The organism is Aureimonas phyllosphaerae (assembly GCF_900113065.1).
GTDB lineage: Bacteria > Pseudomonadota > Alphaproteobacteria > Rhizobiales > Rhizobiaceae > Aureimonas > Aureimonas phyllosphaerae.
The window spans coordinates 178,494-197,200 of sequence record NZ_FOOA01000006.1 but is presented as its reverse complement, the minus strand read 5'-3'; the positions used below and the strand labels follow the sequence as shown (position 1 = coordinate 197,200).

The following is an 18,707-nucleotide window of genomic DNA, read 5'->3' as shown; positions in this document are numbered from 1 at the left end:
CCGTCACGGGCTGGAGGGCCAGGCCGTCTCGATGCTCGCAAGAAACGCGGCGAGCACCTCGCTGCCACGCCGCGCGCGGGGCGTGTAGAGCTCGAACAGGCAGACATAGCCGACATCGCCCGGCCGGATGCGGCGCATACGGCCGGCGGCAAGATCGGCCTCGGCGGCATGATGCGGCAGGAAGCCGATGAAGCGGCCGGTGCGGATCAGGATGAGTTCGGGCTCGATCTGCTGCACCGTCGCCTCGATGCGCCAGCGGATGCGGCGCATGCCGTCCTCCTCGCGCCAGTAGCCGCGATGGACATAGGGCGCGGCGGCCAGCACCTCGTCGGTCAGCTCGGCATCGGGTCGCTCGAAGAACGGGTGGTCGGCACCGCAGTAGAGGCCGTGGCTTTCCTCGTAGAGCGGGCGGTAGTCGAGCCCCTCGACGCGCGAGCGATGGCTGCCGATGCCGCAATGGTAGAGCCCTTCGGCGACCTTTGGCTGGATGTCCTGCGGCCGCTCCTGCACCAGCACCAGCCGCACGTCGGGCGCCGTGCGGCCGAAGGCGGCGATCACCTCGGTGATGCGGTTGGCGGGATCGCTCGCCACCGAATCGAGGATGGCGACGCGCAGCTCGCCCCGAAGCTCCCCCTTCAGGGCCGCGACGTCGGCGGCGAAATCGCCGAGCGCCTGCGCGAGGCGGCGCGAGGCCTCGTGCACGGCCTGGCCGCGCTCCGTCAGCCGGAAACCGCCACGACCGCGCTGGCAGAGCGAGAAGCCGATGCGCTCCTCGAGCGCCGTCATGTGGTTGCTGATCGTCGACTGGCCGATGTTGAGCTCGGCCTCCGCGCCGGCGTAGCCGCCGCCGCGCACCACGGCGTCGAACACCTGGAGAAGGCGCAGGTCACTTCCCGAGACACGCATCGAAGCCGCCTTCTCATGGACAAATATCAAGGTGAACCTTGATAGAAGCCTATGGTGCGGGCGTCGATCCCGATCCTATGGTCAACATCACGCCACCGCCTCGATGTGATCATTCCGCATGCATACGGTCTCCCGCTTCCCTTCGACGAAATGCCCGGCATGACGGCGGCGACGACGCGTCTCGCCCGTGTCGCAGTGCCGCCGATCGCGCAGGCGGGTCGCTGGGCCGCGCGCTACGACGGCGCCCACGGGCCGCTCGTCGACTGCAGCCAGGCGGTTCCGAACCGGCCGCCGCCGCCCGAACTCGCCGCGCGCCTCGCCGAGGCCGCGGGGGCGCCCGCGCAGGCCCGCTACGGCGACATTCTCGGCGATCCGGCGCTTCGCCAGGCCTACGCGGCGCATGTGTCGACGCGCTACGGCACCCCGATCGACGCCGCCGAGGTTGCGATCACCAGCGGCTGCAACCAGGCCTTCTTCGCCACCATGGTCGCGCTGGCGGGCGCGGGCGACGCGGTGATCCTGCCGACGCCCTGGTACTTCAACCACCAGATGACGCTGGAGATGCTCGGCATCGAGCCGCGTCCGCTACCGCTCGACGCCGCCGCAGGCTTCCTGCCCGATCCGGACGCCCTCGAGGCGATGATCGACGCGCGCACGCGCGCGATCGTCCTCGTCTCGCCCAACAATCCGACCGGCGCCGTCTATCCGGACGCGCTCCTTGCCCGCATCCTCGCAATCGCGGCCCGCGCCGGCGTGACGCTCGTCCTCGACGAGACCTATCGCGACTTCCTGGAAGACGACGCGCGCCCTCACACGCTGTTCGCGGCGCCGGAGGCGAAAGACCATCTCGTCGCGCTCTATTCCTTCTCCAAAAGCTATGCGATTCCCGGCCACCGCGTCGGCGCGCTGATCGCGGCCGCCGCCCTGATGGCCGACATCGAGAAGGTGATCGACTGCATCCAGATCTGCGCCCCGCGCCCGGCGCAGGCGGCACTTCCCTGGGCGATCGAGGCGCTCGGCGCCTATCGCCGCGCCAGCGCCGCGGCGATCGCCGAGAGGGCCGGCGCCTTCCGCGAGGCGTTCGCAGGTCTTGCCGGCTGGCGCATCCGGCAGATCGGCGCCTACTTCGCCTTCGTCGAACACCCGTTCGCGGGTACGCTCTCGGCCGTCGTCGCCGAGCGCCTTGCGCGCGAGTTCGGCATCGTCACCCTGCCCGGCTCGTTCTTCGGGCCCGGCCAGGAACGGTTCCTGCGCATCGCCTTCGCCAATGTCGAGGCGCCGTCGATCGCCGAGATCGCCCGCCGCCTCGCCCTCGTTCCCGACGCACTGGACGCCCCCGCATGACCCTCGATCTCGAAGCCCTGCGCGCCCGCTTCGGCGGCGACAACGAACGCCGCATCTACGATGAGGGCTTTGCCCGCGTCGCCTCGAAGCTCTTCGATCCGAAGGGCACGCGCGTCGCCCCGTTCGCCGGCGTGCCGACGCTGCTCGACGCGCCGCACCGGCCGACCGACTGGTCGGCGCCGGACTTTTCCGGCCTCGACGTCGCGCTGCTCGGCGTACCGATGGACCTCGGCGTCACCAACCGCAACGGCTGCCGCTTCGGGCCGCGGGCGCTGCGCACGATCGAGCGCGTCGGGCCCTACAACCACGTCCTGAAGACGATGCCGACGCTGGACCTCGCCGTCGCCGACATCGGCGACGTGCCGTTCCGCTCGCGCTTCGACCTCGCCACCTCGCACGAGGACATCGAGGCGACGCTGGCCAAGATCGCGGGCGCCGGCGTCATCCCGCTCTCGGTCGGCGGCGACCATTCGATCTCGCTGCCGATCCTTCGCGCGCTCGGGCGGGAGCGGCCCGTCGCGATGATCCACATCGACGCCCACTGCGACACGAGCGGCCCCTTCGACGGCTGCAAGTTCCACCACGGCGGGCCGTTCCGCCAGGCGGTCCTCGACGGCGTGCTCGATCCCACGCGCACCATCCAGATCGGCATCCGCGGCTCGTCCGACTACCTCTGGGAGTTCTCGGCCGAATCCGGCATGACCGTGATCCACGCCGAGGAGATCACCGAGCTCGGCATTCCCCGGATCGTCGAGATGGCGAAGCGGACGGTCGGCGACGCGCCGGTCTATCTTTCCTTCGACATCGACAGCCTCGACCCGGCCTTCGCGCCTGGCACCGGCACGCCCGAGATCGGCGGCCTGTCGACCCGCGAGGCCCAGAGCCTCCTGCGCGGGCTCGCCGGCATCCGTCTCGTCGGCGGCGACCTCGTCGAGGTCGCCCCGCAATACGACGCCACCACCAACACCGCCCATGCCGGCGCCCAGATGCTGTTCGAGATCCTGAGCCTCGTGCCCTTCTCGCCCGGCCGCGCCGGCGTCCCATCCTGACGATCCACCGAACGGAGACACGCGACATGACGACTTCCATCGCCCATCCGACCCGCCGCACGGTGCTTCTGGGCGCGGCGGCCGGCGCCGCGACGCTGGCCATGCCCGGTATCCTGCGAGCGCAGGACCGCTCGCTGAAGGTCGGCGTCTACGGCGGCTACTTCAAGGATTCCTTCGACGAGAACATCTTCCCCGCCTTCACGAAGGCGACGGGCATCGCGGTGGAAGGCATCGCTGAGCCGACCGGCGAGGCCTGGCTCGTGCAGCTCGAGCAGGCGGCGCGCGCGAACGTCGCGCCGGCCGACGTGTCGATGATCAGCCAGGTCGCCATGCGCAAGGGCCTCTCGACCGAGCTCTGGGCGCCGCTCGACCTCGCGCGCATAAAGAACGCCAAGGACATCCTGCCGCCCTTCATCGTGAAGTACCCGGACGAGCGGGTGGCCGGCGTCGGCGCCGTCGCCTGGTACATCAACCTCGTCACCAACACCGAGGCCTACCCGACCGCGCCCGACAGTTGGGCTGCCTTCTGGGATCCGGCGAACGAGGGCAAGCTCGGCCTCCTCGCTCTCGTCTCGAACTCGTTCCTCCTCGAGGTGACGGCCAAGACCTTCTTCGGCGGTACGCAGGTGCTCGACACCGAGGAGGGCATCCTCAAGGTCATGGACAAGCTGGCCGAGGTGAAGCCGAACGTTCAGCTCTGGTACCGCGACGAGGCGCAGTTCGAGGCGGCGCTGAAGTCGGGCGAGATCCCGATGGGCCAGTACTACCACGACGTGACGGGCCTTGCGGCCTCCAAGGGCGCGCCGGTCCGCTCGACCTTCCCGAAGGAAGGCGGCATCTCGGATTCGGGCTGCTGGGCCGTCAGCAAGGCCTCGACGAAGCTCGACATCGCGCACGAGTTCATCGACTACATGACGCAGCCCGCGACGCAGGCGCTGCTCGCCCGCAAGGTCGGCACCGCGCCGGTGATCCAGCGCTCGCTCCTCGACCTGACGGATGCCGAGTTCGCGGCCGTCTCCTCGACCTCCGAGCCGATCGTGCCGCGCTACGACCTCTACGTGTCGAAGGCCGACTGGCTGAACCAGAAGTGGACGGAGCTGATCGTCGGCTGAGAGCGCCCCGCGCCCGCCTCACCCCCGTCTCAGGAGTTTTCCAGCCCATGACCGCACTCGTGCTCTCCGGCGTGACGAAGCGCTACGGCGCGGCGACCGCCGTGGACGCCGTCGACCTCGCGATCCCGGAGGGCACCTTCGTGTGCCTTCTGGGGCCGTCGGGCTGCGGCAAGACCACGCTGATGCGCATGATCGCCGGGCTGGAGACGCCGACCGCCGGCGATATCCGCTTCGGGTCGGAGACGATCACCCATGTCCCCGTCCACAAGCGGGGCTTCGGCATGGTGTTCCAGTCGCTGGCGCTGTTCCCGCACCTGACGGTCGGCGACAACATCGCCTATCCCTTGCGCCTTCGGGGGACGAGCCGCGGCGCGGCGGAGGCGCGGGTGCGCGAGCTTCTCGACCTCGTGCGCCTGCCCGGCGTCGAGGGGCGCGCGATCACGCAGCTTTCGGGCGGCCAGCGCCAGCGCGTGGCGATCGCCCGCGCGCTCGCCGTCGCGCCGCGCCTCTTCCTTCTCGACGAGCCGCTGTCGGCGCTCGACGCCAAGCTGCGCGAGGCGATGCAGGTGGAACTGCGCCTCCTGCAGGAGCGGCTCGGCATCACCACGATCGTCGTCACCCACGACCAGCGCGAGGCGATGACCATGGCGGACCAGGTCGTCGTCATGCAGAACGGCCGGGTGCTCCAGATGGACCGGCCGATCGAGGTCTATCGCCGGCCCGCAACGCCCTTCGTTGCCGACTTCCTCGGCCAGACCAACCTCCTGGAAGCCCGCCGCGAGGCCGGCGGCGCGCGCCTTGCGTCGGGCGCCCTCCTGCCCGGTCTCGCCCTGCCAGGCGAGGCCGCGCTCCTGTCGGTGCGGCCTGAGGACGTCGTCCTGCTGCCCGAGGGCGACGGGCCGATCGCGGCCAGGGTCGAGTTCGTGCGCGACATGGGCTCGGCGGTCGAGATCTACCTGCGCTCCGGCGACGCCCGCATCATCGCGCACCGCGAGGCCGGCGCCGACGTGCCGCCCGCCGGCACGCCCGTGTCGCTGGCGCTGAAGCCCGGCGCTGCCACCGTCTTTCCCGCCGGGGCCGCATGAGCGCGGCCACGTCCCGCCCCACCGGCGGTCAGGGCGCCCTCGTCTTTCCCGGCCTGATGCTCGGCGCCTTCTTCGTCGTGCCGTTCGGGCTGATGATCGCCGTCTCGTTCTTCCAGCGCGTCCAGGGCGGCTTCTACGAGCCGGTCCTGACCTCCGACAACTACGCGCGCTTCCTGTCGCTGTTCTTCGGCGAGATCCTCCTCTTCTCGCTGGGCCTGTCGGCGCTGGTGGCGCTGATCTGCCTCGTAGTCGGCGCACCCTTCACCTATCTCCTGTCGCGCCTGCCCCGGCGCGCGCAGGTGCCCTGGCTGGTCGCCCTGCTCGCCGTCCTGTCCCTGTCCGAGGTGATCATCGGCTTTTCCTGGTCGACGCTCCTGTCGCGCACGGCCGGCCTCTCCAACCTCCTCGTCGCGATCGGCCTGATGAAGACGCCCGCCGCCTTCACGCCGAGCTTTGCCGCCGTCCTTCTCGGCATGTCCTACCAGGCGCTGCCCTACTGCGTGCTGGTGCTCTACCCGTCCTTCTCGCGCCTCGACCCCTCGCTCGGAGAAGCCGCCGAAACGCTCGGCGCCTCGCCGGTGCGCGCCTTCCTCACCGTGATCCTGCCGGCGCTGCGCGGGGCGCTGGCCGCGACCTTCGTCGTCGTCTTCGTGTTCGCGCTCGGCTCCTACCTCCTGCCGCAGCTTCTCGGCCGGCCGCAGCACTGGACGCTGTCCGTCCTCATCACCGACCAGGCGATCTACCAGTCCAACATGCCGTTCGCCGCGGCGATGGCCGTGTTCCTGGTGCTGGCCAGCATCCTCCTCGTGTCGCTGACGGCGCTGTTCGGCGCGCGCCGCGTCGGGAGCGCGACATGAGCCGCCTGTTCCTCGCGCTGGTCGCCCTCTTCCTTGCCGCGCCCGTCGCGATCATCGCGGGCGTGTCGGTCAACGCGCAGCAGAGTCTCGTCTTCCCGCCGAAGGGCCTGTCGCTGCGCTGGTATCAGGCGATCTTCACCGACCCGGACTGGCGCGGCGCGCTGTTCACGTCCGTTTCCATCGCGGTGCTGGCGGCGGCGCTCGCCGTCCTCATCGCCTTGCCGATCGCCTACGCCCTGTGGCGGCGGGCGACGCTTCCCGGCCGCATCGTGCAGCTTCTGGGCGTCTCGCCCTTCGTGCTGCCGCCGGTGATCACCGCGCTCGGCGCGCTCGCCTTCTGGTCGACCGTCGGCTTCTACGGCTCGTCCTTCACCGTCGTCGTCAGCCACGCGATCTTCTTCACCAGCCTGCCGCTCGTGACGCTGACGCTCGGCTTCTCCTCGATCGACCGCGAGATCGTGGAAGCCGCCCGCACGATGGGCGCCAGCGAGGCGGCCGTGCGGCGCACGATCGTCCTGCCGATGATCCGGCCCTACCTCGTGTCGGGCTTCGCCTTCGCCTTCGTGCTCTCGCTCAACGAATACATCATCGCCTACATGACGGTCGGCTTCACGATGGAGACCGTGCCGATCAAGATCTTCAACGCCCTTCGCTACGGCTACACGCCGGTGATGGCGTCGATTTCGGTGCTGTTCGTGGCGCTCGCCGCGCTCGTCTTCGGCCTCGTCGCGAGGTTCGGCGACCTGCCGAAGCTGCTCGGCGCCTGGGAGCGCCGCTGATGCGCCTCGCCCTCTTCCAGCTCGATGCGGCGGCGGCCCGCTCTGGGGCAGACGGCCTCCTCGGGATCGATCGGTGCCTTGCCCGGGCGCGCGAGGCCGGCGCCGATCTCGCCCACCTGCCCGAACTCGCCCTGCCCGGCTACGGCGCCGGCGCGCAGGCCCTGCGGGCGGAGGCCGAGCGGGCGGCGGAGACGATCGCGCGCCTTCAGGAACGGGTCGAGGAGACCCGCGTCGCGCTGGCGCTCGGGCTCCCCGTCGCGGACGGCCCCGTGGTGCGCAACGCCGCCGTGCTCCTTCGGCCCGGCGAGGCGCCGGTCGTCTATGCCAAGCGCTTCCTCTACGGGGACTACGAGCGCGGCGCCTTTTCGCCGGGCACCATCATCTCCCCGGTCGTCGCCTTCGGAGACTTCCGGGTCGGGCTTCTCGTCTGCTTCGACGTCGAGTTTCCCGAGACCGTGCGGGCGCTGGCACAGGCCGGCGCGGACCTCGTCCTCGTGCCGACGGCGCTGCCGGCGGGCGAGGGCGCGCGCTTCATCGCCCGCAGCCTCGTGCCGACGCGCGCCTTCGAGAACAGCGTGTTCCTGTCCTATGCCGACTGGTGCGGGCGCGACGCGCGTTTCGCCTATCAGGGCCTGTCGATGGTCGCCGGGCCGGACGGCGCGGCGCTGGCGCAGGGCGGCGAAGCGCAGCCGGCCATGCTCGTCGCCGACCTCGACCCCGCCGCCTTCGCGGGGCCGCGGGCCGCCAACAACTATCTCGGCGAACTCGCCGACTCCACGCCGTAGAAGCGCGCGGCGTTGCCGCCGAAGATCTTGTCCATGTCCTCCGGCCCGAAGCGGCGGCCGAGCAGGGCGCGCGCCGCGTGGGCGACCTCGCCGTATTCGGCGGCCAGCGTCGCAACCGGCCAGTCCGAGCCGAACAGGAGCCGGTCCGCGCCGAAGCACGCGGCGACGTGGTCGACGTAAGGGGCGAGATCGTCCAACGCCCAGTCGGCCTTCGCCTCCGTCACCATGCCGGACACCTTGCACGAGACGTTCGGGAAGGCGGCGATACGGGTGATGTCGTCACGCCAGGGATCGAGATCGCCGGCCGCGATCGGCGGCTTCGACAGATGGTCGACGACGGCCCGGAGGCCCGGCACCGCCGCCAGCGCCTCGGCCACATGGGGCAGATGCTTCGGGAAGGTCAGGACATCGAAGGCAAGGCCGCTGTCGGCGACGCGACGGAGATTGTCGAGGACGCGCGGGCGCAGGATGAAGGCGTCGTCGTCGAGCCCCTGGAGCATCGGCCGCAGCCCGACGAATTTCGGCTGCGCGCGGTAGTGTGCGAGACGCTCGGCAAAGCCGTCCGCATCCATGTCGAGCCAGCCGACGACGCCCGCCACGAAGGGCGTTGCGGCGGCGAGCTCAAGGAGAAAGTCGGTCTCGGCCTCCGTCTCGGCCGCCTGGACGAGGATCGTCCGGTCGATGCCGGCGCGGTGCAGGAGCGGCGCGAGGTCCTCCGGCATGAAGTCGCGCAGGAGCGGCTTCACATGCTCGCCCATCCAGCCGTAGTCGCCGCGCTCGACGCGCCAGAAATGCTGGTGACTGTCGATCGTCGCCGGCCGGTGGATGGATGTCATGGACGCAGCACTCCCTTGCGAAGCAGGACATTACCATACAGCCGCCGCTCGCCGCTGGCGATCACGGCATAGGCGCGGCGGGTGCGCTCGACGAACTCGGCCGGATCGATCTCGGCGATCGTGATCCTGCGCCCCTCCGCCCGGTCGGCGCTCGCCTGGAAGGCGTCGTACATCGGCCGCGTCTCGTCCGGCGCCTTCATCACCGCCATCGGATCCTCGACGAAGTCGTCGAGCGGAAACACGGACAGGATCGCATCGACCAGCGCGGTCGCGGTGGTACCCGGCAGATCGACCAGACGCTGCGCGACGTTGGCCGCGCCGAAATTGGCGTCGGCGATGACGATCTCGTTGCCGTGGCCCATGTCGTCGAGGATCGCGAGGAGCTGGCCGTTCAGAAGCGGGTCGATGGTCTTAAGCATGGGTGTCTTTCGAAATGCGACGGGTGAGGGTTCGGCGACCGCGCGGTCGCCGATCGGGGGACGGCTTTGCCGCGTCAGAGATGCGCGCGCGTCTTGCGGCGGGTCCAGACGACGAGAGCGACGCCGGCGATCAGGAGCGCGGCGCGCACGATCTGGCGCTGCGAGTCGGTCCAGCCGAGGAGCGCCGCGCCGGACAGAAGGACGGCGAGCAGCACGACGCCGACCAGGGTGCCGATCACGTTCGGCTTGCCCATCTTCAGCGCCATGCCACCGAGCAGCACGGCCGTCAGCCCGTCGATGAAATAGGACGTGCCGATATAGGGCTGGCCGGACGAGAGATCGGCGGCGAGAAGAGCGCCCGCCACGGCCGACAGCGTGCCCGACAGGACGTAGAGCATCATCAGGATGCGGTTGGCGCGCACGCCCGCTTCCACCACGGCCCGGCGGTTCTGCTCCATCGCGTAGATGTAATGGCCGAAGGTCGTGCGGTCCTGCAGCACCCAGGCCACCGCGTAGAGCGCGGCGACGACGATCGCGATCACCGGCACGATGCCGAGATCGGCGTCGACGATCGGCCCGACGAAGCCGGTCGTTGCCATCGGGATCGAGGTGCCCTTGCCGATCGCCGCCGCGACGGAGCCGGCGAGGCCCCCGGTCGCGATGGTGATGACGAGGGCGGGCAGGCCCATGCCGGCGACGAGAAGCCCGTTGAGAAGGCCGACCGCGACGCCCGCACTGAGCGCCACCAGAACCGCCACCGGCCAGCCGAAACCGGACGAGACGAGCCCGGCGATGATCATGGTGGACAGAGCGGCGACCGACATGAAGCTCACGTCGATCTCGCCGGCTGCGATGATCCAGGTGAGCCCGAGGAACATCACGGCCGAGATCGAGGCCGAGCGCAGGATGTCGGTGACGTTGCCGGCGCTCGCAAAGCTCGGCCGGAGCCAGGAGAAGACGACGACGAGGATCGCGAGGAGAAAGAACAGGCCGAAGCGCACCACGAAGCGTCTGACGTCGAAGCCGGCGGCCGGCACGGGGCGGGAGGCGGTGGGCATGACGGCGCTCATGAACGGGCCTCGCGGAAGGCGGGTTTGCCGGCGTCCCGGAAGCGGCGGAAGCCTTCCGCGATCTTCGGGTCGAAGAGCGCGATGGCGCTGATGAGGACGATCGAGACGATGGCGTCGGAGTAGTAGTAGGGGACCGCGAGCAGCGTGAAGCCGTTCAGCATCGCCGACATCAGGAGCGTGCCCGCGACGGTGGCGGGAACCGATGCCGCTCCGAAGAGGGCGGCGCCGAGATAGACCGCGGCATAGGCCGGCATCAGGAGCTGCGCGCCCGCCGTGACGTTGGCCGCGCCCGAGGAGGCGACGAGGAGCGTGATCGCGAGGCACGAGAGCATGCCCGACAGCGCGAAGGCCGCCAGCACGTAGAGCCTGACGCGGATGCCGGAGAAGATCGCGGAGGTTCGGTTTTCGCCGGTCGCGTAGAAGGCCCGCCCGAAGCGCGAGCCGTGCAGCACGACGGCCGACAGGAGGGCCGCGAGGGCGAGAATCGCGACCGGCGCGTCGAGGCCGAGATACTTCGCGTCGTTGAGATCGAGGATCCCCGACGAGAAGAAGTTCTTCGAGAGCGACGTGCCGTTGGAATAGAAGTAGGAGAGGCCGACGGCCGCCCCGCCGGTCGCGATCGTCGCGACGATGTCGGGCAGGCGGAGATACGCGACGGCGAAGCCATTGACGAGACCGCACAGGAGCCCGACGGCGAGCGCGCCGGCGACGCCCATGCCCAGACCGTAGCGACCCGCGATCAGCCAGCCGAGCGTCATCGCCCCGAGCGAGGCAACGCCTGGAAACGACAGGTCGAACTGGCGCACGACGATCACGAAGGTAAGGCCGAGCGCGGCGAGACCCTGCACCGCCATGTGCCGGAAGAGGCCGTGAAGGTTGCCGGCCGAGAGATAGGCCGGGCTGAGGCTCGCGAAGACCGCGGCGACGACGCCGAGCAAGACTGCGAAGGCGAGGATGCGCGGGACGAGCGGGTTGGTGCGTCGTTTCATGCTGCGCGCGCTCCCATGATGCCGGCGGCGAGAAGTTGGTCGCGGGTTGGCTCGGCCCCGCCCGGATGCACGGGGCGGCCCTTGTAGAGGGCGAGCACCCGGTCGGCGAGACCGTGGACCTCGTCGCAGTCCGACGAGACGACGATCACGGCGGCGCGCTGCGAGAGTTCGCGCATCAGGGCATAGAGCTTGGCGCGCGCGCCGATGTCGACGCCGACCGTCGGCTCGGCGAAGATGTAGATGTCGGCGTCGCGGAAGAGGCCCTTGGCGATGACGATCTTCTGCTGGTTGCCGCCCGAGAAGGCGCTGACCGGACGATCCAGCTCGAAGGGCTGAAGGCCGACGTCGCGCGCCAGCCGCTCGCTCGCCTGCCGGTTGGCGCGCATGCGCAGGAGGCCGCCAACCCAGGAGGCACGGCCGAGATGGGCGACGGTGGTGTTGAAGACGACGTCCTTGGTCATCGTCAGCCCTTCCGTCCGCCGGTCACCCGGGACGAGGAAGATGCCGGCGGCCAGACCATCATGGGCCCCGCGGAAGTTGCGCGTCTCGCCCTTCACGACGAGCTCGCCCACATCGTGGCGCATCGCGCCGTAGAGCACCTTGGACAGTTCGTCGACGCCGGAACCGACAAGGCCGAAGATGCCGAGGATCTCGCCGCGCCGCGCGACGAGGTCGACGCCGGAGAAGTGCGCGCCGCAGCCAAGGCCCTTCGCCTCGAGGAGGACGTCGCCGTCGGAGCGGCCGTCGCGGGCGGGGTAGAGGTCGCCCGCGGCCTCGTCGAGCATCAGCTCGGGGATCGACACGCCCGTCAGGCGCGCCTCACCAAGCGTCATCGTCGCCACGTTGCGCCCGCCGCGAAACACGGTGAACCGGTCGGCGATCTCGTAGACCTCCTCCAGCCGGTGGGTGATGTAGATGATCGAGATGCCGCCCGCCTGAAGCGCCCGCATCATTTGGAAGAGCGAGGCCTTCTCGCGCTCGGTCAGCGTCGAGGTCGGCTCGTCGAGGATCAGGATCTTGATATGGTCGTGCCGCAGCGCGTGGAGGATCGCGACGATCTCGCGGTCCACCGCCGGCATCTCGCCGACCCGCGCGTCGAGATCGATCTCGATCGGGAAGCGGACGAGGAGCTTCTGCGCCTTTTCGCGCATCGCGGCGCGGTTCATGCGGCGGAAGAGGCCGGGCGAGGCGCCCTCGCCTCCAAGGAAGATGTTCTCGACGCCGGTGCAGTCGGGCACGAGTTCGGGATGCTGCTGGACGGTGGCGACGCCCGCCTCGATCGCCGCGCGCGGGGTGCCCAGCTCGACCGCCTCGCCGTCGATCGTGATCGTGCCTTCGTCCTTCACGTAGACGCCGGAGAGGATCTTGATCAGCGTCGACTTGCCCGCGCCGTTGATGCCGAGCAGCGCGTGGATCTCGCCCCGGTCGAGGTCGAAATCGACGCCGCCGAGCGCCTGCACCGGCCCGAACCGCTTGGCGATACCGCTCATGGTCAGGATTTTCGACATGGGCTCCCCTCCTCTTGCGCGGGAAGGACGGGCTTGATGCCCGTCCTCCCTTCGTCTGTCGGCGTCGATCAGAGGACGCGGTTCCAGCCGAGCTTGGCGGCCTCGCCGGGCTGGTCGTAGGTGTCGGGAATGTCGATATCGGCGAGGCTTTCCTGCGTCACCGCGTAGGACGGGGTGATGACGAAGCGCGGCGCCTTGCGCCCGGCGATCACCTCATGCGCGAAGAACGCGTTCATGTAGGCCATCTCGTAGAAGCTCTGCGCCATGGTGAGGGCGAAGGGCGAGCCGGCCTGGATGTACTCGAAGGACTGCGCACCGCCGTCGATGCCGGTGATGAAGACGTCGCGGCCCGACGCCTTGATGGCGAGCGTGCCCTCGGAGGCCGCACCGTCCCAGGCGCACCAGATGGCGTCGAGCTCGGGATTGGCGGTGAGGATGTTGTCGACCACCTGGCGCGGCGTCGTCGTGCCGCCGAGCGCGAAGGCGATCTCGGACACGACCTGGATATCGGGATAGCGCGTGAAGATCGATTTCGCGCCGAGCGTGCGCTGGTCCCAGGACTCGTTGGAGGGCAGGCAGACCATCGCGACCTTGCCCTTCCCCTTCAGGCGGTCGGCGATGTACTGCGCGCCGTAGGAGCCGAGGCCGAAATTGTTGGACATGGCGGTGGAGGTCACCGTCGTGTTGGGCACGTAGCTGTCGCCGCAGAAGATCGGGATGCCGGAGGCGACCGCGGCCTGCACGGCCGGGGCGATCGCGGCGGCGTCGGCGGGCGTGATGAAGATCGCGGCGGGCTTCGACGCCACGAAGGCGGCGATCTGGTCGGCCTGCTTCTTCACGTCGTAGTTGGCGTCGGCGATGGTCAGCGTGCCGCCGAGGCGCTTCACGGCGTCCTCGTAGCCGGCCACGATGTGGCGGCCCGATTCCCAGACCGTCCAGCCGAGCGAGGCGCAGAACTGCGCGTCCTGCGCGAAGGCGAAGTTCGGCCGGGCGAGCGCTGTTGCCACCGTCAACGCGGCGGCCCCGCTCAGGAACCCGCGGCGCGTCAGGCGCAGACGGGCCGCTTCCGGGCTGTTATCGTCGAAGTCGGTCATGTCGGTCCTCCCAGTGATGAATGGACGAGGCGGCCCCCCGCCGCCCCGATGCGCATGGCGCCGGCCGCCCTCAGGCGGACTGGCGAAGCAGTTCGAGGTAGTCCTCGCGGGTCGGGATGCGCGGATTGGTGCCGTGGCAATGGTCCTTCAGCGCCTCGCTGGCGATGCGCTCCATCATCTCGTCGGTGACGCCCATGGCGCGCAGGCCGGACGGCATGCCGATGTCGCGCACGAGGCTTGCGATCACCGCATCCGGCTCGCCGCCGAGGATGCCCGCCAGCACCTGCCACTTCTCCCCGATCGTCTCGCGGTTGAAGCGGAGGACGGCGGGCATCAGGACGGCGTTCAGCGTCCCGTGGTGAAGGTTCAACTCGCGCACCGCACCGAGCGGGTGGGTCAGCGCGTGCACCGCGCCGAGGCCCTTCTGGAAGGCCATCGCGCCTTCCAGCGCGCACATCATCATCTCCCAGCGGGCGCGGGCGTCGGAGCCGTCGCGCACGGCCTGCCGGATCGCCGCCATGCCGCGCTTCAGCCCGTCGAGCGCGATGGCGTCGGCCGGCGGGTTGACGGACGGCGCCATGAAGGTCTCGAGGCAGTGCGAGATCGCGTCCATGCCGGTCGCCGCCGTCAGAAACGGCGGCAGGCCGTAGGTCAGTTCGGGGTCGCAGAGTGCGACCGAGGGCAGCATGTGCGGCGAGACGATGCCGAGCTTGCGCCCCTCGGCCGTGATGATGACGGCGGCGCGACCGACCTCGGAGCCGGTGCCCGACGTCGTCGGGACGGCGACCAGCGGGCAGATCCGGCCGTGGATCCGGGCGGCTCCCCCTTCGACCGCGGTGTACTGCGCGAGCGGCCCCTCGTGGCCGCTCAGAAGCCGCACGGCCTTGGCGAGGTCGATCGACGAGCCGCCGCCAAGGCCGACGATCCCGTCGCAGCCTTCGGCGCGGTAGAGGGCAAAGGCGGCCTCGGTCGCCGCTTCGGTTGGATTGGCGGGCGTGTCGGAGAAGACCACCGGACGCTCAGTGAAGAGGGTGAGCAGCCGCTCCACGAGACCGCTTGCGACCAGCCCCCGATCGGTGACGACCAGCGGACGCGAGACGTTCAGCCCCTCCAGGATGGAGGGCAGCCTGGCGATCGCGCCTTCGTCGAACTCGATGCGGGTGAGGTAGGTGATCAGGGCCATGACGGGCACTTCCGGACTTGTCGACATTCAGGATGCGCGGCACCGTTCGCGGCCGGGAAACCGGCCGCGCCGATCGGGCGCGATGGGTCTTGTCGGGGCATGCCGGGACGCTCGCCGACGAGGTGCCGGCGCTCGCCCGGAGGGCCCACGCGATCGGGTCTGCGATGATGGTTCGGGCGGGTCGGACCGGCCCTGCCGGTGCGTGTCGGCGGCCTCCTCCGCCGCTGTTCGATCTCGTATCGGATTGCGCCTTGCGCCGTCAACCGATATATGAGTTATTGAAGCCAGACCGGTTCCAGGTTGTCAACACCTCAACAGATCCGTCGGATTGATCCATGATTGCAGGGACTAGCGCCGCAAGAGACAGGCGCTCGCCGGCGGAAAAGCCGACGCTGAAGGCCGAACAGATATATGAGGTGCTGCGCCACGCCATCGTGCGTCTCCGGATGGAGCCGGGCTCGGTGATCTCGGAAAAGGAGCTGTGCCTCGCCTACGGCGTGTCGCGCACGCCGGTGCGCGAAGCGCTGAAGCGGCTCGCCGACGAGGACCTCGTCGACGTGTTTCCGCACTCGGGGACCTACGTCTCCAAGATTTCCTTCGAGGTCGCGGAAGAGGGCTTCGTGATCCGCCGCGCGCTCGAGATCGAGAGCATCCGCCGGGCCGTCGCCTATGCCACCGACGAGGACATCCGCCGGCTCGAGCGCCTGATCGGCGAGATGCGCGACATTCTGGAGCGCGGGGCGCTGCACGAATATATCGAGGTGGACGACGCCTTCCACGCGGCGATCGCCGGCATCAGCCGCTATCCGCGCATCTGGAAATTCATCAACCTCGTCAAGGCGCATCTCGACCGGATGCGACAGCTCTCGGCGCCCCTGCCGGGCCATCTCGCGGAGGTGACCGAGCAGCACGCCGCGATCGTGCGCGCGCTCGGCCGGCGCAATGCCGACCAGGCGGAGCTTGCGATGAAGATCCACCTGGAGTCCTCCTTCGCGGTGATGAGCGCGATGTACGAGGACGGCCGCTACTTCAGGCGCAAGGAGGTCTGATGCCGGTCGCTTCTGCCGGCGCTCGGCGCTGGAAAGAGGGCGGGACAGGCGCCCGGATTTTTGCCGCGATTCCGGCGGCTGCATCCGCCGAGCCGCCGACATCCGAGACCGTGGACGACAACGAATTCACGCCCCGACAGGTCGGCGCGGTGATGTGAGGACGGGACGTCGCGCCAGCGCGCTGGGAGGCGAGCGGCCGGACGTCCGGGAGGAATGAAGAGATGAGCGAACTCAAGAACAGCTACGACATCGTCATCATCGGCGCGGGCGTCGGCGGCGGCGCGCTGGCGAACGCCCTGGCCGCGCCCGGCCGCGAAATCCTGATGATCGAGCGCGGCCCCCGCCTGCCGCGCGAGAAGGACAACTGGAGCGTCGACGCCGTCTTCCACAAGAAGAAGTACGCCACCAAGGAAGAGTGGCGCGACCGCGACGGCAAGCTCTTCAACCCCTCGACCTACTACTATGTCGGCGGCAACTCGAAGTTCTTCGGGGCGGCCACCGTGCGCTTCCGCAAGGAGGATTTCGAGGATCTGCAGCACGAGGCGGGCGTCGCCCCGGCCTGGCCGGTCCGCTACGACGCGTTCGAGCCCTACTACGCCCGCGCCGAGAAGCTGATGGGCACGCACGGCGAGGCAGGCGTCGATCCGATCGAGCCGCCGCGCTCGGGACCGATGCCCTATCCTGCGATCGGCCACGAGCCGGAGATCGCCTGGTTCGAGCGGAAGCTACGCCAGAAGGGTCTGCGCCCCTTCCCGCTGCCGATCGCGATCGACTACCACGACGGGGGCGCCTGCGCGCGCTGCCGTACCTGCGACGGCTTCGCCTGCAAGATCGGCGCCAAGGGCGACGCCGAGGTGCGTCTCGTCAACCCGGCGCTCGCCAAGGGCGGTGTGACGCTGATCACCGAGGCCTTCGTCCACCGCCTCATGACCGACCCGTCGGGCGCGCGGGTGACAGCGGTCGAGCTCGACTACCAGGGCGAGCGCCGCACGGTCGCGGCCCAGATCTTCGTCTCGTCGGCCGGCGCCATCAACTCGTCCGCCCTCCTCCTGCGTTCGAAGAGCGACAAGCACCCGCGCGGCCTCGGCAACAACACGTCCGACCAGCTTGGCCGCAACTACATGGCCCACAACAACACGGCGATGATGGCGATCTCGCCGTTCAAGAAGAACCGCGTCACCTTCCAGAAGTCGATGGCGATCAACGACTTCTATCTCGCCAATTCCGAAAAGCCCTACCCGCTCGGCAACATCCAGGGCCTCGGCAAGCTGCAGGCCGGCATGCTGACGGCCAACGCCAAGTGGGCGCCGGAATGGGCGATGGGCCTGTTCGCCGAGCGCTCGGTCGACTGGTGGCTGATGTCGGAGGACCTTCCCGACCCGGAGAACCGCGTCAGCGTCGATCCCGACGGCCGCATCCGCCTGTCCTACACGTCGAACAACCTGAAATCCCACGGCGAGCTGGTGAAGGTCTGGTCGAAGGTGATGCGCTCGCTCGGCTATCCCCTCATCATCACGCAGAAGATGGACATCAAGGTCTCGATGCATCAGTGCGGCACCGCGCGCTTCGGCAACGATCCGAAGACCTCGGTCCTCGACACGAACTGCAAGGTCTGGGACGTCGACAATCTCTACGTCGTCGACGCCTCCTTCCTGCCGTCCTCGACGGGCTTCAACCCGTCGCTGACCATCGTGGCGCAGGCGCTGCGCACCGCCGAGCACATCGAGCGAGAACTCGGCGAGCCGATGGCCGTGCCCGTCCCACCGGTGCGGGTGGCCGAGACCGTGCCCGCCTGACGCCGCATCGAACGACAGAAGACTTTTCAAGGGAAGGGGACCACCATGGCGCCCAAGCGTGACTACGCACGCATGTTCGACCTGACCGGCCGCAAGGCCATCGTGACCGGGGGCTCGCGCGGCATCGGCCGGGCGCTCGCGGAGGCGCTCGCCGCGCACGGCGCGGACGTGTGCGTCGTCGTGCGCTCGACGCTGCCCCAGGCCGAGGAACTCGTGGCCGAGCTCAATGCCGGCGGCGGCGACAGCTTCGCGATCCAGGCCGACGTCGCCGACCCCGCCGACGTCGAGCGGCTGGCAGCGGGCGTCGAGGCGCGCTGGGGACGCGCCGACATCCTCGTCAACAACGCCGGCACCATCTATCCCGGCGACGCCGAGACCTACGCTCTCTCCGACTGGCGCGCCACGATGGCGACCAATCTCGACGGCGTGTTCCTCGTCAGCCAGGCGATCGGGCGCCTGATGATCCGCCAGAAGTCCGGCTCGATCATCAATATCGGCTCGATGTCCGGCCGCATCGTCAACTGGCCGTTCAAGCACTCCGCCTACAACGTGTCGAAGGCGGCGGTGCACATGCTGACCAAGTGCCTCGCCACCGAGTGGGCCGAGCACAACATCCGCGTCAACGCGCTCGCGCCCGGCTACATCCTCACCGAACTGACGGAGGAGGTGTTGCGCGAGAACCCGGACGTCGTCAACAACCACTGGGCGAAGAGCGCGGTGCAGAACCGCATCGGGACGGTGGACGAACTCGCCGGCTCGGTCGTCTATCTCGCGAGCGACGCCGCCTCCTTCACCACCGGCGAAATCCATACGGTCGACGGCGGCCTGACGCTGCGCTGACACCCC

General features: G+C 69.5%; 19 protein-coding genes. 11 read left to right on the top strand and 8 right to left on the bottom strand.

The annotated features are described in order from the left end of the window. Nucleotides 1–3: 3 nt before the first annotated feature. Entirely contained in the window at nt 4–906 is a 903-nt protein-coding gene (locus BM175_RS10255) for a LysR family transcriptional regulator (protein WP_090962718.1), read from the bottom strand. 159 nt (nt 907–1,065) lie between these two features. On the opposite strand from BM175_RS10255, the gene BM175_RS10250 reads away from it, so the two are divergent. Genes BM175_RS10250 through BM175_RS10220 form a run of 7 tightly spaced genes read left to right on the top strand, consistent with a single transcriptional unit; the run spans nt 1,066 to nt 7,917 of the window. Continuing rightward, nucleotides 1,066–2,250 (top strand): aminotransferase, encoded by a 1,185-nt coding sequence (locus BM175_RS10250; protein WP_090962774.1) that lies wholly within the window; start codon nt 1,066–1,068, stop codon nt 2,248–2,250. Beyond that, nucleotides 2,247–3,299, top strand: coding sequence for an agmatinase (speB, locus tag BM175_RS10245; RefSeq protein ID WP_090962716.1), 1,053 nt, complete (start codon nt 2,247–2,249; stop codon nt 3,297–3,299). Before BM175_RS10250 ends, speB begins: the two co-directional genes overlap by 4 nt. Before the next feature lie 26 nt (nt 3,300–3,325). Further along, a complete protein-coding gene (locus tag BM175_RS10240) occupies nt 3,326–4,411 on the top strand; it encodes an ABC transporter substrate-binding protein (RefSeq protein ID WP_090962714.1) in 1,086 nt (361 codons plus the stop codon). A gap of 47 nt (nt 4,412–4,458) precedes the next feature. Next, nucleotides 4,459–5,496, top strand: coding sequence for an ABC transporter ATP-binding protein (locus BM175_RS10235; protein ID WP_090962711.1), 1,038 nt, complete (start codon nt 4,459–4,461; stop codon nt 5,494–5,496). Continuing rightward, nucleotides 5,493–6,353 carry an ABC transporter permease gene (locus BM175_RS10230; protein WP_090962710.1) on the top strand — a complete coding sequence of 287 codons (861 nt, stop codon included), beginning with the start codon at nt 5,493–5,495 and terminating at the stop codon, nt 6,351–6,353. The genes BM175_RS10235 and BM175_RS10230 overlap by 4 nt, the downstream gene beginning before the upstream one ends. Next, nucleotides 6,350–7,132: an ABC transporter permease gene (locus BM175_RS10225; protein WP_055890416.1), complete on the top strand. Its 783-nt coding sequence runs from the start codon at nt 6,350–6,352 to the stop codon at nt 7,130–7,132. Before BM175_RS10230 ends, BM175_RS10225 begins: the two co-directional genes overlap by 4 nt. Beyond that, nucleotides 7,132–7,917 carry a nitrilase-related carbon-nitrogen hydrolase gene (locus tag BM175_RS10220; RefSeq protein ID WP_090962708.1) on the top strand — a complete coding sequence of 262 codons (786 nt, stop codon included), beginning with the start codon at nt 7,132–7,134 and terminating at the stop codon, nt 7,915–7,917. Before BM175_RS10225 ends, BM175_RS10220 begins: the two co-directional genes overlap by 1 nt. Here BM175_RS10220 and BM175_RS10215 read toward each other — a convergent pair. The 7 genes from BM175_RS10215 to BM175_RS10185 form a co-directional block, all read right to left on the bottom strand. After that, nucleotides 7,884–8,753 carry an amidohydrolase family protein gene (locus BM175_RS10215; protein WP_090962706.1) on the bottom strand — a complete coding sequence of 290 codons (870 nt, stop codon included), beginning with the start codon at nt 8,751–8,753 and terminating at the stop codon, nt 7,884–7,886. The genes BM175_RS10220 and BM175_RS10215 overlap by 34 nt on opposite strands. Then, a complete protein-coding gene (locus tag BM175_RS10210) occupies nt 8,750–9,172 on the bottom strand; it encodes an RbsD/FucU family protein (RefSeq protein WP_090962704.1) in 423 nt (140 codons plus the stop codon). The genes BM175_RS10215 and BM175_RS10210 overlap by 4 nt, the downstream gene beginning before the upstream one ends. A gap of 74 nt (nt 9,173–9,246) precedes the next feature. Continuing rightward, on the bottom strand, nt 9,247–10,242 hold the full coding sequence (locus tag BM175_RS10205; RefSeq protein ID WP_090962702.1) for an ABC transporter permease: 996 nt from the start codon (nt 10,240–10,242) through the stop codon (nt 9,247–9,249). Continuing rightward, on the bottom strand, nt 10,239–11,231 hold the full coding sequence (locus BM175_RS10200; RefSeq protein ID WP_090962700.1) for an ABC transporter permease: 993 nt from the start codon (nt 11,229–11,231) through the stop codon (nt 10,239–10,241). Before BM175_RS10200 ends, BM175_RS10205 begins: the two co-directional genes overlap by 4 nt. Beyond that, nucleotides 11,228–12,739 (bottom strand): sugar ABC transporter ATP-binding protein, encoded by a 1,512-nt coding sequence (locus BM175_RS10195; protein ID WP_090962698.1) that lies wholly within the window; start codon nt 12,737–12,739, stop codon nt 11,228–11,230. The genes BM175_RS10200 and BM175_RS10195 overlap by 4 nt, the downstream gene beginning before the upstream one ends. A gap of 68 nt (nt 12,740–12,807) precedes the next feature. Then, nucleotides 12,808–13,833, bottom strand: coding sequence for a sugar ABC transporter substrate-binding protein (locus tag BM175_RS10190; RefSeq protein WP_090962697.1), 1,026 nt, complete (start codon nt 13,831–13,833; stop codon nt 12,808–12,810). A gap of 70 nt (nt 13,834–13,903) precedes the next feature. Beyond that, complete coding sequence (locus tag BM175_RS10185) at nt 13,904–15,016, bottom strand: iron-containing alcohol dehydrogenase (protein WP_090962695.1); 1,113 nt, start codon at nt 15,014–15,016, stop codon at nt 13,904–13,906. A 335-nt stretch (nt 15,017–15,351) separates the two neighbouring features. Here BM175_RS10185 and BM175_RS10180 point away from each other — a divergent pair, with 335 nt between their 5' ends. From BM175_RS10180 to BM175_RS10170, 4 genes are all read left to right on the top strand, one after another. Beyond that, the gene (locus tag BM175_RS10180; RefSeq protein WP_090962693.1) at nt 15,352–16,065 is read left to right on the top strand and encodes a GntR family transcriptional regulator; all 714 of its coding nucleotides are present in this window, start codon (nt 15,352–15,354) and stop codon (nt 16,063–16,065) included. Beyond that, complete coding sequence (locus BM175_RS22690; RefSeq protein WP_175526819.1) at nt 16,065–16,223, top strand: hypothetical protein; 159 nt, start codon at nt 16,065–16,067, stop codon at nt 16,221–16,223. The genes BM175_RS10180 and BM175_RS22690 overlap by 1 nt, the downstream gene beginning before the upstream one ends. A gap of 63 nt (nt 16,224–16,286) precedes the next feature. Beyond that, nucleotides 16,287–17,861, top strand: a complete 1,575-nt coding sequence (locus tag BM175_RS10175) for a GMC family oxidoreductase (protein WP_090962691.1) — start codon at nt 16,287–16,289, stop codon at nt 17,859–17,861. A 45-nt stretch (nt 17,862–17,906) separates the two neighbouring features. After that, on the top strand, nt 17,907–18,701 hold the full coding sequence (locus tag BM175_RS10170; protein ID WP_090962689.1) for an SDR family NAD(P)-dependent oxidoreductase: 795 nt from the start codon (nt 17,907–17,909) through the stop codon (nt 18,699–18,701). Nucleotides 18,702–18,707: the final 6 nt, after the last annotated feature.